The 15371-nt window shown below is 71.2% G+C and carries 15 protein-coding genes; 7 read left to right on the forward strand and 8 right to left on the reverse strand.

Translation table 11 applies throughout. The features are described from left to right. Nucleotides 1–2372, reverse strand: a 2372-nt coding sequence (locus VGD70_RS32065; RefSeq protein WP_331088021.1) for a bifunctional FO biosynthesis protein CofGH, incomplete at its 3' end; no start/stop codon positions are given. Nucleotides 2373–2553: 181 nt separating this feature from the next. Between VGD70_RS32065 and VGD70_RS32070 the strand changes: the two genes are divergently transcribed. After that, entirely contained in the window at nt 2554–2706 is a 153-nt protein-coding gene (locus tag VGD70_RS32070) for a CGNR zinc finger domain-containing protein (protein WP_331088023.1), read from the forward strand. On the opposite strand, the gene VGD70_RS32075 is transcribed toward VGD70_RS32070, so the two are convergent. After that, complete coding sequence (locus VGD70_RS32075; RefSeq protein ID WP_331088025.1) at nt 2690–3277, reverse strand: class I SAM-dependent methyltransferase; 588 nt, start codon at nt 3275–3277, stop codon at nt 2690–2692. The genes VGD70_RS32070 and VGD70_RS32075 overlap by 17 nt on opposite strands. Nucleotides 3278–3351: 74 nt before the next feature. On the opposite strand from VGD70_RS32075, the gene VGD70_RS32080 reads away from it, so the two are divergent. The 3 genes from VGD70_RS32080 to VGD70_RS32090 all read left to right on the forward strand — a co-directional run bounded on the left by VGD70_RS32080 (nt 3352) and on the right by VGD70_RS32090 (nt 5505). Continuing rightward, on the forward strand, nt 3352–3792 hold the full coding sequence (locus tag VGD70_RS32080; RefSeq protein WP_331088027.1) for a MarR family transcriptional regulator: 441 nt from the start codon (nt 3352–3354) through the stop codon (nt 3790–3792). A gap of 91 nt (nt 3793–3883) precedes the next feature. Further along, nucleotides 3884–4837, forward strand: coding sequence for a hypothetical protein (locus VGD70_RS32085; protein WP_331088028.1), 954 nt, complete (start codon nt 3884–3886; stop codon nt 4835–4837). 17 nt (nt 4838–4854) lie between these two features. Next, complete coding sequence (locus VGD70_RS32090; RefSeq protein WP_331088030.1) at nt 4855–5505, forward strand: TetR/AcrR family transcriptional regulator; 651 nt, start codon at nt 4855–4857, stop codon at nt 5503–5505. On the opposite strand, the gene VGD70_RS32095 is transcribed toward VGD70_RS32090, so the two are convergent. Both VGD70_RS32095 and VGD70_RS32100 read right to left on the reverse strand, forming a co-directional pair. Beyond that, nucleotides 5472–6077, reverse strand: coding sequence for a TetR family transcriptional regulator (locus VGD70_RS32095; RefSeq protein ID WP_331088032.1), 606 nt, complete (start codon nt 6075–6077; stop codon nt 5472–5474). The genes VGD70_RS32090 and VGD70_RS32095 overlap by 34 nt on opposite strands. After that, a complete protein-coding gene (locus VGD70_RS32100) occupies nt 6074–6931 on the reverse strand; it encodes an oxygenase MpaB family protein (protein WP_331088035.1) in 858 nt (285 codons plus the stop codon). The genes VGD70_RS32095 and VGD70_RS32100 overlap by 4 nt, the downstream gene beginning before the upstream one ends. A 108-nt stretch (nt 6932–7039) precedes the next feature. On the opposite strand from VGD70_RS32100, the gene VGD70_RS32105 reads away from it, so the two are divergent. After that, nucleotides 7040–7960, forward strand: coding sequence for a MarR family transcriptional regulator (locus tag VGD70_RS32105; protein ID WP_331088037.1), 921 nt, complete (start codon nt 7040–7042; stop codon nt 7958–7960). Here VGD70_RS32105 and VGD70_RS32110 read toward each other — a convergent pair. Next, nucleotides 7948–8808 (reverse strand): 3-hydroxybutyryl-CoA dehydrogenase, encoded by an 861-nt coding sequence (locus tag VGD70_RS32110; protein ID WP_331088039.1) that lies wholly within the window; start codon nt 8806–8808, stop codon nt 7948–7950. The two genes, VGD70_RS32105 and VGD70_RS32110, sit on opposite strands and share 13 nt — an antisense overlap. A 66-nt stretch (nt 8809–8874) precedes the next feature. Next, nucleotides 8875–12147 carry a fused isobutyryl-CoA mutase/GTPase IcmF gene (icmF, locus tag VGD70_RS32115; protein ID WP_331088040.1) on the reverse strand — a complete coding sequence of 1091 codons (3273 nt, stop codon included), beginning with the start codon at nt 12145–12147 and terminating at the stop codon, nt 8875–8877. A gap of 158 nt (nt 12148–12305) precedes the next feature. Here icmF and paaI point away from each other — a divergent pair, with 158 nt between their 5' ends. Next, complete coding sequence (gene paaI / locus VGD70_RS32120; RefSeq protein WP_331088087.1) at nt 12306–12671, forward strand: hydroxyphenylacetyl-CoA thioesterase PaaI; 366 nt, start codon at nt 12306–12308, stop codon at nt 12669–12671. Nucleotides 12672–12751: 80 nt separating this feature from the next. Here paaI and VGD70_RS32125 read toward each other — a convergent pair whose 3' ends face one another. Then, entirely contained in the window at nt 12752–13327 is a 576-nt protein-coding gene (locus VGD70_RS32125) for a helix-turn-helix domain-containing protein (protein WP_331088042.1), read from the reverse strand. A gap of 86 nt (nt 13328–13413) precedes the next feature. On the opposite strand from VGD70_RS32125, the gene VGD70_RS32130 reads away from it, so the two are divergent. Next, complete coding sequence (locus VGD70_RS32130) at nt 13414–14382, forward strand: quinone oxidoreductase family protein (RefSeq protein WP_331088044.1); 969 nt, start codon at nt 13414–13416, stop codon at nt 14380–14382. Here VGD70_RS32130 and VGD70_RS32135 read toward each other — a convergent pair. After that, nucleotides 14379–15323, reverse strand: coding sequence for a sugar-binding transcriptional regulator (locus tag VGD70_RS32135; RefSeq protein WP_414638115.1), 945 nt, complete (start codon nt 15321–15323; stop codon nt 14379–14381). The genes VGD70_RS32130 and VGD70_RS32135 overlap by 4 nt on opposite strands. Nucleotides 15324–15371: the final 48 nt, after the last annotated feature.

Genomic DNA, 15371 nt, shown 5'->3' on the forward strand with positions numbered 1-15371 from the left:
CCCAGGTCGTTGACCCCGCCGCGCAGTACCTCCACCACACCCGTGTCACCGAGCTTCACCCAGCTCGTCTGGATGTTGTCGATCCGGCCGTGCAGCAGCAGGCGCGCCAACGCGTGCACCGCGCGGTTCTCGAGGTGGGTCGGGCCCGGGCGGGCTATGCCGGCCAGGTACAGCGGCGCGTTCGTGTGTACGAACGGCAGCAGCACGAACTCCGTGAACCCACCGGTCCGCCCCTGCAGGTCCCGCAACAGCTTGAGGTGGGCCACCCAGTGCGACGGGTTGTCGACATGCCCGTACATCATCGTCGAGGTGGTGCGGATGCCCAGCTCGTGTGCCGTCGTCACCACGTCGATCCAGGCCGCGGTGGGCAGTTTGCCCTTCGTGAGGATCCACCGCACGTCGTCGTCGAGGATCTCTGCCGCTGTGCCTGGCAGGGAGTCCACTCCGGACTCTCGGGCGGCGGTCAGCCAGTCGCGGATGGACAGGTTGGTCCTGGACGCGCCGTTGACGACCTCCATCGGCGAGAACGCGTGCACGTGCAGGCCGGGGGCGCGCTTCTTCACCTCGGCCGCGATGTCGAAGTACGCGGTGCCGGGCAGGTCCGGGTGGATCCCACCTTGCATGCAGACCTCGGTGGCGCCCACGGCCCACGCCTGCTCGGCACGCTGGCCGACCTGCTCGATCGACAAGGTATACGCATCGCTGTCGGTGCGGCGTTGGGCGAACGCGCAGAACCGGCAGCCCGTGTAACACACGTTGGTGAAGTTGATGTTGCGGGTGACCACATAGGTCACCTCGTCGCCGACCACGTCCGCGCGCACGGCGTCGGCCAGGGCGGCCAGCGCGTCGATCTCGGCGCCGGCGGACGCGGACAGCAGCGTCAGAGAGTCCTCATCGGACAGTCCACTCGGGTCGGACTCGGCATGCCGCAGCGCGGTGGCGAACTCCGGGCGGACGCCCGAGCCCGCCGGACCTGACACCCGTGACGGCATCGCGGCCACCTGGGAACGCAGCTCTTCCCAGTCCCCGTACACGGAGTCGAAGTCGTCGCGGCGGTCGGTCGTGCGGCCCTCCGTGTCGATGCTGGCGTGCAGGTCGGTGCGACCCGAGTCGATCAGCGCCACCTCCGGCTCCTGCCACGGCCGGCCCACCAGCGGCCGACCGGGCGCGGCGAGCCCCGTCTCGGCGTCGGCCAGGGCGGCGACGTGGCCGGCGACCCGCGGGTCGAGCCAGGGCTCGCCGCGGCGGACGTACTCGGGGTAGATCGGCAGGCGCTCGGCCAGGGTGAAACCGGCGGCCTCGGTGCGCGCGGTGAGCTCGTCGAGCTGCGGCCAGGGGCGCTCGGGGTTGACGTGGTCGATGGTGAGCGGCGAGACGCCACCCCAGTCGTCGATGCCGGCACGCAGCAGCAGCTCGTACTCGCCGCCGATGAGGTTGGGCGGCGCCTGGATGCGCATCTTCGGCCCGAGCACGAGCCGCGCGACCGCGACCGTGGCGGCCAGCTCCTGCGCCTCGACGTCGGCCATGCCGGCCATCGCGGTGTCCGGCTTCGCGCGGAAGTTCTGCACGATGACTTCCTGGATGCCACCGTACTGCCGGGCCACCTTGCGGATGGCGAACAGCGAGTCGACCCGCTCCTCGAGAGTCTCGCCGATGCCGATGAGGATGCCCGTGGTGAACGGGACGTTGCTGCGCCCGGCGTCCTCGAGCACCCGCAGCCGGACCGCGGGCTCCTTGTCGGGCGAGCCGTAGTGCGCGCCGCCCTTCTCCGACCACAGGCGGGTGGCCGTGGTCTCGAGCATCATGCCCATCGACGCCGACACGGGCTTGAGCCGCTGGAAGTCCGTCCAGCTCAGCACGCCCGGGTTGAGGTGCGGCAGGACCCCGGTCTCCTCGAGGACCTTGATCGACATGGCCCGCACATAAGAAAGCGTGTCCGGGTAGCCGGCCTCCTCGAGCCACTCCTTCGCCGCCGTCCACCGGTCCTCGGGCCGGTCGCCGAGGGTGAAGAGCACCTCCGTGCACCCCAGCTCGGCGCCGCGCCGGACGACGTCGAGCACCTCGTCGGGGCTCATGAACGCCGCCGGCACCCGGCCGGGCACCGTGGCGAACGTGCAGTAGTGGCAGCGGTCCCGGCACAGCTTGGTGAGCGGCACGAAGACACTGCGCGAGTGGGTGATGACCCCCGGCCGGCCGGTGGCCTCGAGCCCTGCGTCCCGCACCCGGGAGGCGGCGTCGAGCAGCTGGCCCATCTGCTCACCTCTGGCGTGGAGCAGCGTCTCGGCCTCGGTGCGGTCGAGGGCCACCCCGTCCCGGGCACGTCGCAACGCTCGTCGGACAGCGGACTCGCTGGGTACGAAACCCTCGGTCACGGACACTCCTCCTGGCGAATGTGCAGCCGGTCTGTCCCCAAGCTATCCCCGGTGACCGGCGGCCCGCAGGTGACGGTCATCGCTCATCGACAACCCCGTTCCGCTCTGGATCATTCCTCGTGGCGACCCCGACCGGCTCGGCGTTGAGGAGTACGCGGGTCGCGCCGCGGTGGCCGCGTTGGTGGCGGACCCAGCCGTCGCCGGTGACGTGGCTGGACGCGGCCACCCGTTCGGCGACCTCACCCGCGGCGGCAGGCAGCGCTACTGCTCCCCCACCTGCGCCAACCGCGACGCCGTCCGCCGGCACCGGGCCAAGCTCACCCGGACCGGCTGACGCCCAGGCGCTGGAAGAGCGGGACCGGGAACCAGCCGGTCCGCACGATCGCCCGCCCGAGTGACCGGTCCGGCATCGCCTCCCGCACGGCCTCGCGCAGCGGCGTCGCGGGCATCGCGCGAGCGTCGTAGACCCACAACCGGCCGTCCGGCCGCAGTACCCGCGCCAGCTCGGCGACGACCGGCGCGACGTGCTCCCAGTGGTGGTAGCTCGCCGTCGACACGACCAGGTCGAAGGTGTCGTCCGGGAACGGCACGTCGGCGAGGTCCGCGTGGAGGAAACGCGCCCGGTCGGCGAGCCCGGCCCGCTCGGCCCGCTCGACCGCCACGTCGATGGCGCCCTCGGCCAGGTCGACGCCGTGCACGGTCGCGTCGGGGCGGGCCCGCGCGATGTCCATGGCGAGCCGGCCCGGGCCACACCCGGCGTCGAGGATCGCCGCGCCCGGTCGCGGCTCGGCCAGCAGCACGTCGTCGACGACCCGCCGGTACAGGCCGCCGGCCAGCCGGCGCGCGAACGCGTCGTAGAGCCGGCCGTGCTCGAACAGGCGCTGGGAGCCGCGGATGGCGTGCATGGGAGTCCTCCTGTGAGAAAGTTGTGCTGAGCAACTGTCATAGATGCTAGCGACAACTGTTGCATAGGACAACCATGGAGGCGACGGTGCACGACCGGCTCGACGGGCTGCTCTTCCAGGTGGTGCAGCTGGTCGGCCTGCGGTCCGAGTGGCCGTTCGGCGACGTCACGCTCTCGCTTGCCGACTGCGTGATGCTCTTCGAGCTGGCCGACCGCGGCGAGCTCGCCCAGCAGGACATCGCCGACGCGTTGCGGGTGGACAAGAGCCGGGCCAGCCGCATGGGCGCGTCGATGGAGGAACGCGGCTGGATCGAGCGCGTCCGGGACCCGGCCAACCGGCGGATATACCGCGTCCGGCTGACCGAGGAGGGCAAGCGGGTGGCCGAACAGGCCGCCGGCATCATGCACGAGCGGCACGCCGCCGTCTTCGACGCGCTGACCGACGAAGAGCGCGCCGGACTGACCGTGGGGCTCACCGGGCTGACCCGCGCGCTCAAGGCGCACCCGTTCGGCTGACATACGCCTCCGGGCGTACTCGAGAAGCCGTCGAGACGCTGACGACATCCGCCGCTGACCGGGCCAGTCTTGTGGTCAGGAGGTGGGCGTCATGAAGACCGTGATGCAGGCGATGGGCCGATCACTGCGGCGCAGCTGGGACGAGGGCACCCGGATCGAGCGGACGGCGTTCCTCGTCGGAGGGCTGCTGTTCCTCAGCGGGCTGGTGCACCTGGTCATCCTGACCATCTCCGGCGGGCCGTGGACCGGGCCGATCTCGCTGCGCAAGGCCACGACGTTCGGGCTGTCGTTCGGGCTCACGCTGGCCACGGTCGCGTGGGTCACGCACTTCATCCAGCTCGGCACGGTCGCCCGGCGGGTGCTGCTCGGCGGGTTCACGATCGCCTGCGTGGTCGAGACGACGCTGGTGTCGATGCAGGCCTGGCGCGGGGTGCCGTCGCACTTCAACTTCTCGACCCCGTTCGACGCGGCCGTCGCCGGCACGCTGGCGTTCGGCGGCATGGCCATCGTCGCGCTGACGCTGGGTTTCACGCTGTCGGCGTTCCGCTCGGTGGGCCAGAACTCGCCGAGCATGCGGCTGGCCATGCGGTTCGGCTTCGTGACTCTGATGGTCGCGCTGGGAGTCGGCGCCGCGATGATCGCGGTCGGCGTCACCACGTCGCAGAGCGATCCCGAGCTCGCCTACACCACCGCCGGGTTCCTCAAGCCGGCACACGCGGTCACGATGCACGCGATCCTGGTCATCCCCGGCCTGGCCTGGCTGCTGACGTTCACCACGTGGCCCGAGCGCACCCGGATGCGGATCGTCCAGCTCGGCGCCGGCGGGTACCTGGTGCTCAGCGTGGTCGTGCTGGTCGAGGCGATCACCAAGGTGCCGCCGCTGGCCGCCCCGCTGGTCCCGACGCTGCTGTCGATCGTCGGCCTCGCGGCCCTGGTCACGGCCGGTGTCATCGGGATCTACGGCGCGCTGTACCGGCGTCCCGAGGTGGCGGGCGACCAGGAAATCACCAGAGACGCGCGATCATTTACCGACGTGGGTGCATGAATCAGTAACCTGAGGGGATGCCCGCCAGAAAGTCGAAGACCGGCCGGACCCAGCAGGAACGCAGCGCCGCAATGCGCAAGCGGCTGCTCGACGCCACCGTGGAGTGCCTGGTGCGGTACGGCTACGCGGGCACCACGACCACTCGGGTCACCGAGCTGGCCGGGGTCACCCGCGGCGCCCAGGTCCACCACTTCCCCACCCGCGCCGACCTGGTCGCCGCCGCCGTGCGGCACCTCGCGGCCAAGCGCGCCGAGCTGGCGTTCGAGAAGATCGACGCGGTGCGCCGGGCACCCGACCCGCTCGACGCGGCGCTCGACCTGATGTGGGAGATCCACCAGGGCCCAATCCTCTACGCGACGATCGAGATGTGGGTGGCCGCGCGGACCGACCTCGAGCTGCGCGCGCAGCTCGCCGCGGCGGAGCCGGAGGCGCGGACGGCGGTGCTGGAGTTCTCCGCGTCGGCGTTCGGCGAGCACGCGGACAACCCGCGGTTCCGGCACGCGATGTACACCGCGCTGGACACGGTGCGCGGCATCCAGCTGCTCGGACTGTCCAATCCGGACACCGCGGAGCAGGACGCCCGGTGGAAGCGCGCGAAGGCCGACCTGCGGGTGCTGATCGACGGGGTGCTCGGTCAGCTGCCGGAGCGCATCAGCGGCGCGAGGTAGGCGCGGGCGAAGGTCCGCACGGCCTCGTCGGTGTCCAGTGGTATGGCGCTCTCCGGCATCAGCGTGAACGAGATCGCCAGCCGCACGAACACCTCCGCCGCGCCGGCCGGCGTCCGGTCGTCCGACGGTGCGGGCTCGTCCGGCGCCTGCTGGACGAGGAAGTCGCGGGCGGCGGCCACCACCAGGCCGCCGTTGGTGGTGAGGTGGGGCAGCAACGCCTCCGGGTCGGCGGCCAGCAGGCGGTTGAGCAGCCGGTCCGTGCGGGCGTAGCGCACGCCCACGACGAAGCCCTCGACCAGGCGCTCCTCCGCGGTGTCGAGGCCGGCGACCGCCTCGGCGATGCTGGCGAAGAATCGCCGGGACTCGCGGACGAGCACCGCCTGCACGAGCGCGTCCTTGCCGTCGAAGCGCCGGTACAGCGTCGCGCGCGAGACGCCCGCGCGGCGGGCGACGACGTCGACGTTGGTGCGCCGCAGGCCGTAGGTGAGGAACTCCGCGAGCGCGGCGTCCACAATGGACTCCCCCACCGCGTCCGTGTCGGGCTCGGCCAGGACCAGGTCCAGCAGGCTCATCCGAGTGGCCCGATCCCGGTCCGCGCGTAGCCGCGGCGGGCGCGCTCGGTGTAGCGCAGCCGCGCCGGCACGAGGGGCCAGACGGTGCTCACCGCGCGCCGGAACCGCCGGTGCCGGCGCTCGTCGCGGGCGGTCCACCGCTCACCGATCTGCTGGCGGACCGGTTCGGGCAGCGTGCCGACCGAGAGCCACCACAGCGGCTTGGCGCTCGGCCGGCGCAGCAGCCGGTACAGCGGCGCCGGCACCAGGGGGAAACTGACCGGCGGCTCCTTGGCGAACTCGATCAGCCCCCGCGCGGACGGCGTGATCACCAGCTCCTCGCGGCACATGCGGTCGAAGTAGACCTGGAAGCTCGCCCAGTCCGGCGGCACGACCCGGTCGCTGACCCCGTAGGCCCGGTACACCTGCCGCGACTCGGCGTAGAGCTGCTCCTTGTCCGCCTCGCTCATCGGGTGGTCGAAGAGCTCGATCAGCTGGAACAGCGCGTCGAAGATCGTGGCGTGCGCCCAGAAGTACACGTCGGGGTCGAGCGCGTGGTAGCGCCGGCCCTGACCGTCGAGGCCCTTGATGTGCGTGTGGTAGTCGCGGATCTTGCGAGCGGTGCGCCCGCCGTGCGGCCAGTCGAACGTGACACCCTGGATCTCCGGCACCGAGCGCAGCACCCGCTCCCACGGCTCGGTGAAGAAGTCCGAGTGCTGCTCGACCCCCGCGCCGAGACCGGGATGCATGAGCTGCAGCAGGCCGGCCTTGACCAGCAGCAGGTAGCCGCGCACCTCGCCGGCGTAGCGCCAGTGCAGTGTGCCCGGCCCGGGCACCTCGAGCTCCGGTTCGGCCCGCGTCGCCTCAGCCGTCATGACCGCCACCCCGCCTGAGTCGATGAGACATTCGTGCATCTTTGTATCACGCCGCGTGGACCGGAGACGATGGTAGCCATAGACATAATGTCCATGTACGGTATCCGCGTGGGACCGAACGGGCCGACCACCGGCTACCTCATCTGGCGTCTGTCCACCAAGTGGCGCGCCGACGTCGACCGGGCGCTGGCGCCGCTCGGCCTCACCCACGCGCAGTTCGCCGTCCTCGGCGCGCTCTCCACGCTCGCCAGGGACGGGCAGCGGCCCAACCAGCGGCGGCTCGCCGCCTTCACCGGCCTCGAGCCGCTCTACGTGTCCCGGCTGGCCAGGGCGCTGGAAGCGGCCGGGCTGGTCGAGCGACCGGCCGACCCGGCCGACCCGCGCGCGGTGCGGCTCGCGCTCACCGACCGCGGGCGCGACGTCGTCGCCGAGGCGGCCGGCATCGTGCACGAGCGGCACGCCGCGCTCACCGCGGCGATCGGCGGGCCGGACGGGTCGCGCGACCGCGAGCTGCGCGCCACCCTCCTGACCCTGCTGGACGACACACCCCTGGTACAGCACAACGAAAGCGAGCCCACCATGACCCGACCACGCGTCTTCAACGGCGAGCACATCGGCGTCGCCGCGGCGGCCAGCCGCTCCGTGCTGGACGCGCTGCTCGACACCGCGGGCATCACGTTCCTGCAGTGGGTCGTCCTGCGCAGGCTCGCCGGCATGGAAACACCGGTCACGCGCGACGCCGCCGCGGACGCGGTGCCCCCGGTGGCCGGCGACCGCGCGGCGGTGTTGCGGACCCTGGACGAGCTGGCGGGCGCCGGCCTGGTTCAGGCCGGCGACACCGGCACCGTGACGCCGACCGCACGCGGCCGGCAGGTCTTCGAGGAGATCACCGCGGCGGCGGTCCGCGCGGGTGACAAGCTCTTCGACGGCATCTCCGCCGACGACCAGCTCGTCACCAAGAAGGTGCTCGACCTGATCACCGAGCGGGCCCAGGCCGTGCGGGCGGAGCTGACCGGTCAGGCGCTGTAGTCGTAGAAGCCGCGGCTGCTCTTCTTGCCGAGCAGCCCCGCGTCCACCATGCGCAACAGCAGCGGCGGCGGCGAGTAGAGCGGCTCCTTGAACTCGGCGTACATCGACTCGGCGATGGCCTTCGTGGTGTCGAGGCCGATCAGGTCGGTGAGCGCGAGCGGGCCCATCGGGTGCGCGCAGCCCTGCACCATGCCGGTGTCGATGTCCTCCGCCGACGCGAAGCCCGACTCGAGCATCCGGATCGCGGACAGCAGGTAGGGCACCAGCAGCGCGTTCACGACGAAGCCCGCGCGGTCCTGGGAGAGGATGACCTCCTTGCCCAGCACCGTCTCCACAAAGGACTCCGCACGCTCCTTCGTGGACTCGCCGGTGAGCAGCGAGGGCACCAGCTCGACCAGCTTGAGCACCGGCACCGGGTTGAAGAAGTGGATGCCGATCACCTGCTGCGGCCGCGACGTGGCCATGCCCAGCTTCATGATCGGGATCGACGACGTGTTCGACGCGAAGATCGCCTCGGGGTCGGCGATGACCTTGTCCAGCGAGGTGAACACGTCGGTCTTGATCGGCTCGTTCTCCGCGACCGCCTCGACCACGAGCTGGCGGTCGGCGAACTCGCCGAGGTCCGTGCTGAACCGCATCCGGCCCAGCGCCGCGTCCCGGCCGGCCTCGTCGAGCTTGCCGCTGCGCACCGCCCTGGCCAGGGACTTCTCCACCCGGGCCCGGCCGGCGTCGAGCGCGTCCTGGCTCACCTCGCTGACGATCACGCCGAGCCCCGCCCGCGCGCAGACCTCCGCGATGCCCGACCCCATCAGCCCACAGCCGACGACCCCAACCCGCTCGATACTCATGACAGCCCCTCGCGGTCGCCCCGTGTCATGTCTCGCTCGCAAGCTCGCTCAAGGAACCCTCCGTAGTCAGACGTTGCGCCGGTACTGACCGCCGACCTCGAAGAAGGCGTCGGTGATCTGACCGAGCGTGCACACCCTAGCGGCGTCCATCAGCACTCCGAACACATTCTCCTCGTTGGCGACCGCATCGCGCAGCCGCCGGAGTGCGACGACCGCATCGCTCCGGTGCTTCTCCTGGAAGGCTCGAGTGCGCTCGACCTGGGAGCGCTTCTCGTCCTCGGTGGCCCTGGCCAGCTCGATGGTCGGCAGCTCCTCGGCGTTGTCCTTGTTCGGCAGGAACGTGTTGACCCCGATCAGCGGCAGCGAGCCGTCGTGCTTGCGCTGCTCGTAGAGCATCGACTCGTCCTGGATGCGACCGCGCTGGTAGCCGGTCTCCATCGCGCCGAGCACGCCGCCGCGCTCGGACAGCCGCTCGAACTCGACGAGCACGGCCTCCTCGACCAGGTCGGTCAGCTCGTCGATGATGAACGAGCCCTGCAGCGGGTTCTCGTTCTTCGACAGGCCCCACTCCTTGTTGATGATCAGCTGGATGGCCATCGCGCGGCGCACCGAGCTCTCCGTCGGCGTGGTGATGGCCTCGTCGTAGGCATTGGTGTGCAACGAGTTGCAGTTGTCGTACAACGCGCACAGTGCCTGCAGCGTGGTGCGGATGTCGTTGAAGTGCATCTCCTGCGCGTGCAGCGACCGGCCGGACGTCTGCACGTGGTACTTGAACTTCTGCGACCGCTCGTTGGCGCCGTAGCGCTCGCGCATCGCGACCGCCCAGATCCGCCGGGCCACCCGGCCGATGACGCTGTACTCGGCGTCGAGGCCGTTGGAGAAGAAGAACGACAGGTTCGGCGCGAAGTCGTCGATGTCCATGCCGCGGGCCAGGTAGGACTCGACGTAGGTGAACCCGTTGGCGAGCGTGAACGCCAGCTGGCTGATGGGGTTGGCGCCGGCCTCGGCGATGTGGTAACCGGAGATCGACACCGAGTAGAAGTTGCGGACCTTGTTGGTGATGAACCACTCCTGGATGTCGGCCATCATCCGCAGGCTGAACTCCGTGGAGAAGATGCACGTGTTCTGGCCCTGGTCCTCCTTGAGGATGTCGGCCTGCACGGTGCCGCGGACGTTGGCCAGCGCCCACGCGGTGATCTCCGCCCGCTCGTCGTCGGAGGGCTGGCGGCCGTGCTCGGCGGCGAACCTCTCGACGTTCTGGTCGATCGCGGTGTTGAGGAAGAACGCGAGGATGGTCGGCGCCGGGCCGTTGATCGTCATGGAGACCGAAGTGGACGGTGCGGTGAGGTCGAAGCCGTCGTAGAGCGCGCGCATGTCGTCGTGCGTCGCGATCGAGACGCCGGAGGTGCCGACCTTGCCGTAGATGTCCGGCGGGGTGTCCGGGTCGTGCCCGTAGAGGGTCACCGAGTCGAACGCGGTGGACAGCCGGGTGGCCTCAGAGCCCTCGGACAGGTAGCGGAAGCGGCGGTTGGTGCGGAACGCGTCGCCCTCGCCGGCGAACATCCGGGCCGGGTCCTCGCCGTCGCGCTTGAACGGGAACACGCCGGCGGTGAACGGGAAGTAGCCCGGCAGGTTCTCCTTGCGCAGGAAGCGAAGCAGCGAGCCGTCGTCGTCGAGCCGCGGCAGCGCCACCCGCGGGACCTTCGTTCCGGACAGCGTCTCCCGCCACAACTGGGTGTGCAGCTCCTTGTCGCGGACCTTCACCACCAGCTCCTCGCCGGTGTAGGCATCCTTGAGCGTGCGGTAGCTCGCCAGCAGGTCCTCGGTGTCCCGCTCGACCCGGCGCCCGGCCTCCGCCACCAGCGCCTCGATGTCCGAAGTGGACGATCCGGCCCGGTCGAGGGCCGCCCGGGCCTGGGTGAGCGCGGCGTGCTCGCGCACGGCGGCCACCTGCGCGTCGGTGTCGCCGTGGTAGCCGCGGACGGTCTCGGCGATGTCGGCGAGGTAGCGCACCCGCTGTGCGGGCACCACGGTGGCCGCGCGGGTGGACACCCGGCCGTCGACCGGCGCGAGGGTCGGCTCGCTGACCGGCAGCCCGGCCTCGGCGAGCAGGTCGCGAGTGTGGTGGTAGAGCGCGGTGACGCCGTCGTCGTTGAAGGTGGCGGCGCTCGTGCCGAACACCGGCATGTCCTCCCAGGAGGCGCCGAACGCCTCCCGGTTGCGCACCAGCTGGCGGGAGACGTCGCGGCGCGCGTCCTCCGCGCCCCGGCGCTCGAACTTGTTGATGGCCACGACGTCGGCGAAGTCGAGCATGTCGATCTTCTCGAGCTGCGAGGCGGCGCCGAACTCGGGCGTCATCACGTACAGCGAGGTGTCGACGAACGGCACGATGGCCGCGTCGCCCTGGCCGATGCCGGGGGTCTCGACGATCACGAGGTCGTTGCCCGCCGCCTTGGCCGCGGCGATCGCGTCGGTGAGGCCCTCGGGGACCTCGGCGACCGCGCCGCGGGTGGCCATGGAGCGGAAGAACACCTGGTCACCGTCGCCGCCGGGGACGCCCGCGATGCCGCCGAGGGTGTTCATCCGGATGCGGTCGCCGAGCAGCGCGCCACCGCCGCGCCGGCGGGTCGGGTCGACCGCGAGCACCGCGACGCGCAGCTTGTCCTGCTGGTCGAGGCGGAACCGGCGGACGAGCTCGTCGGTGAGCGAGGACTTGCCGGAGCCGCCGGTGCCGGTGATGCCGAGGACCGGCACCCTCCTGCGCTCGGCGGTCTCGCGGATCTGGGTGAGCGTGGCGTCGTCCAGGCGGCCGGCCTCGATCTTGGTGATGACCTGGGCGAGCGCGTCATGGTGCCCGGCGTAGAGCGTGTCGAGCGCGGGCTCGGGCCGGTCGGCGAGGTCGACGTCGCAGGCCTCGATCATCGAGTTGATCATGCGGGCGAGACCGAGCTGCTGGCCGTCGTCCGGGGAGAAGATGCGCGCCACGCCGCGCCCGTGGAGGAGCTCGATCTCCTCGCGGACGATGACGCCCCCGCCGCCGCCGAAGACCTTGACGTGGCCGGCGCCGTGCTCGTTGAGCAGCTCGACCAGGTAGCTGAAGTACTCGACGTGGCCGCCCTGGTAGGCGCTGATCGCCACGCCCTGGACGTCCTCCTGGATGGCGGCGCGGACGACCTCGCGGACGGAGCGGTTGTGGCCGAGGTGGATGACCTCGGCGCCCTGCGACTGCAGGATGCGGCGCATGATGTTGATCGCCGCGTCGTGCCCGTCGAACAGGCTCGCGGCGGTGACGAACCGAACTGGGTTCGCGGGGCGGTGCAGCGCTGGGACGTCAGCCATAAGAATAGTTTGATGTCCTACTTTCCGACGTGCAACCAATGTGGTCCACATCTCCCCGTTCTTTGCTAACGCGACGCCGCGACCTGCGATGATGGCGGGGCTCTCGACACTAGGTCGACACGTTAGGAGAATCCGTGGTTCCGGAGTCGGTGCGCCGGATGCTCGATGACGACCTCGCCTCGCGCTCGCTGGGCATCACGCTGGTCGACGCCGGGACCGGTTACGCGGTGGTCCGGATGACCGTCACCGACACGATGGTGAACGGCCACGACATCGCCCACGGCGGGTTCGTGTTCCTGCTCGCCGACACGGCGTTCGCATGCGCGTGCAACAGCCACGGCCCGGTCACCGTGGCCGCCGGCGCGGACGTCACGTTCGTCGCGGCCGCCCGCCGCGGCGACGTGCTGGAGGCGCGGGCGCAGGAACGCGTGGTGTACGGCCGCAGCGGCATCTGCGACGTCACCGTGTACCGCGGCGACGAGGTGATCGCCGAGTTCCGCGGCCGCAGCCGCACGCTCCGCTAGGGGCGCGTCCGGCGGATCTGCAACACCGACAGCGACCGCTCTCCGCGCGAACCGCGCGGCCAGGGTCCGTCGGACGTGCCCTACTCGAGCAGGCCGGCGGCGAGCTCGTGCAGGCCCGCTTCCAGGCGCTTGGTCTCGCCGCGTTCGAGGAGGCGGAGGATCGGCTCCGCCTGGAGGCCGCCCAGGAGCAGGTCGGCCAGGAGCGGGGCGTCGAGCTCCGGGCGCTCGGCCTCGATGAGCTCGGTGATGTGGCCGTGCCAGAACAGGTAGACCGGGTGATCCTCGCCGTGGGCTCGGGGGGAGACGGCCTGGCCCAGCGCCGCCAGCAGGCCCTTGTTGCGGCCGACCAAGTCGACCACCGCGGACAGGAACGCCAGCAGGCGCTCGCGCGGCGGGGCGCCGGGGCCCAGCGGCGGCGGGCCGCTCTCGACGGCCTCGTTGAGACCGCGGGCGCGCTCCTGCATCAGCGCGATCATCAGGCCCATCCGGTTGCCGAAGCGGTGGAACACTGTCCCCTTACCGACCCCCGCGGCGGCCGCGACCTGCTCGATCGTCACCTCGTCCGGGCGGTGGCGGGTCAGCAGGTCCTCGGTCGCCAGCAGGATCGCGCGCCGGTTGCGTGCCGCGTCGGCACGTTCGCGCCGCTGTCCGGGCATGGCCCTCCTTCGGGGACGTCGTGGACAACTGGACCGCCGGTCCAGTACGGTTAAGTCGACCGTAAGTCCAGTTAAGGGAGAATACCGTGCGTCGAGTCCGTTATCACGCCTATGGCGGCCCGGAGGTACTGCGGGTCGAGGAGGCCGACGTCCCGGACCCCGGCCCGGGCCAGGTGCGCATCGCGACCGAGCTGATCGGGGCCAACTTCATCGACAGCAAGTTCCGGCAGGGCTTGGGCGCGAAGTACAACCGCCCGATGCCCGCGACGCTGACCGGCGACGTGGTCGGCAGGGTCGAGGCGGTCGGGCCCGAGGTGGATCCCGGGTTGACCGGCCGCCGGGTCGCGGCCCTGAGCGAGGACGCCTTCGCCGACCACGTCCTGGCCGACGCGCAATGGGCAGCGACCGTCCCGGACGGACTGGACGACGGCTCGGCGACGATGTTGCCGCTGGCCGCGCCGGTCGCGCTGGGGACGTTGCGCAGCGGCCGCCTCTCCCCCGGCGAGACCGTGCTGGTGCACGCCGCGGCGGGTGGGATCGGCCACCTCGCCGTGCAGCTGGCCAAGCTGCTCGGCGCGGGGACGGTGATCGCGACCGCGGGCTCTGCGGCCAAGCTCGACTTCGCCCGCGCCCAGGGCGCCGACGTGGCCATCGACTACACGCGCGACGACTGGCCGGACCAGGTGCGCGCGGCCGCCCCGGGTGGGGTGGACGTGGTACTCGACTCGGTCGGCGGACAGACCATGCTGCAGAGCCTGGATCTGCTAGCGCCCTACGGCCGCCTGGTCGCCTACGGGATAGCGTCGGGCGAGCTGATCGACGTGCCGCTGGCGAAGCTGTTCCAGATGCGCGCGGCGGCGGGGTTCTCGCTGATGGCGTGGCGCGCGGGGCGGCCGGAGGAGGCCGCGGCCTCGGTGGCCGAGCTGACCGACCACTTCGCGACGGGCCGCCTGCACACGACGGTCCACGCCCGGCTACCCCTGGCAGAGGTGGCGAAGGCCCACCAGCTCCTCGACGACCGCGCCCAGCTGGGCCGCATCCTGTTGGTGCCCTAGCCGGCGAGTTCCAGTAGTGGCTCGGCGGCGGCGGTGTCGGTGATCAGGGTGGTCACCATGCCCGAGCGCAGCACCGCGTCGATGGCCTCGGCCTTCGGCGCGGTGTAGCCGAGCGCGATGACCTCCGGCACCGCCCGGAGCTCCTCCGTGCTCACCGCCAGCACGTGGTGCGCGAGGCCCGTGGACAAGGCGTTGCCGTCACCGTCGAAGAGTCTGGCGGTGACCTCCGCGACCGCGCCCCGCCGGCCGATCGCGTCGCGCTCGGCGGGGTCGAGCGCGTCGTACACAGTGGACTCCCCCGGCGCCCACGCGCCGATCGACACCACTGCCTTCGTGAGGTTGCGGAACTGGCCGAAGGTCTCCGCGATCCCCGGCTGCCGGCGCAGGATGTCCGTGGTCCGCCGGTCGGGCAGCACCAGCGGGCCGTAGATCGGGTACGCGTCCCCACCGCCGACCCTGGCCACCCGGGTGACGGTCTCGACCGAGCGGTCCCGCATGTCGATCCCCGCCTGCACCCCGCACAGCTGCACCACCGGCACCCGCGCCAGCGTGGCGACCGACTCGGCCATCACGTTGACCGACCGCGCCCAGGACAGGCCGAGCACGTCGTCCTTCGTCACCATCTCCGACAGCACCAACGCCGCGAGCGCGCCGATGTGCCGCCGCACGGCCGGCCGGCCACCGGCCGAAAGCGCTCGTTCGAGCACTAGGACACGATTCAGACCGTAGGCCGAGCGCACCTCGTCGGACAGCGTGACGTCGACCGGCACGCCGAGGTCGAACTCGACCCGCACGAGCCCGGTTTCCCTTGCATTGTCGAGGATCCTGGCCACCTTGAACCGGCTGATGCCGAACTCCTCGGCGATCTCCAGCTTGGAGTGGCCGAGCACGTAGAACCGGCGCGCGATCGCGGCCGCGGCAATCGACTTCGTCGGGCTCAATCGTCGAGCCTGCGCGCTCATTTGAGCAATCTAACACGAAATCTGCCC

It is taken from the genome of Actinophytocola sp. (genome assembly GCF_036402745.1).
Taxonomy (GTDB): domain Bacteria; phylum Actinomycetota; class Actinomycetes; order Mycobacteriales; family Pseudonocardiaceae; genus Actinophytocola.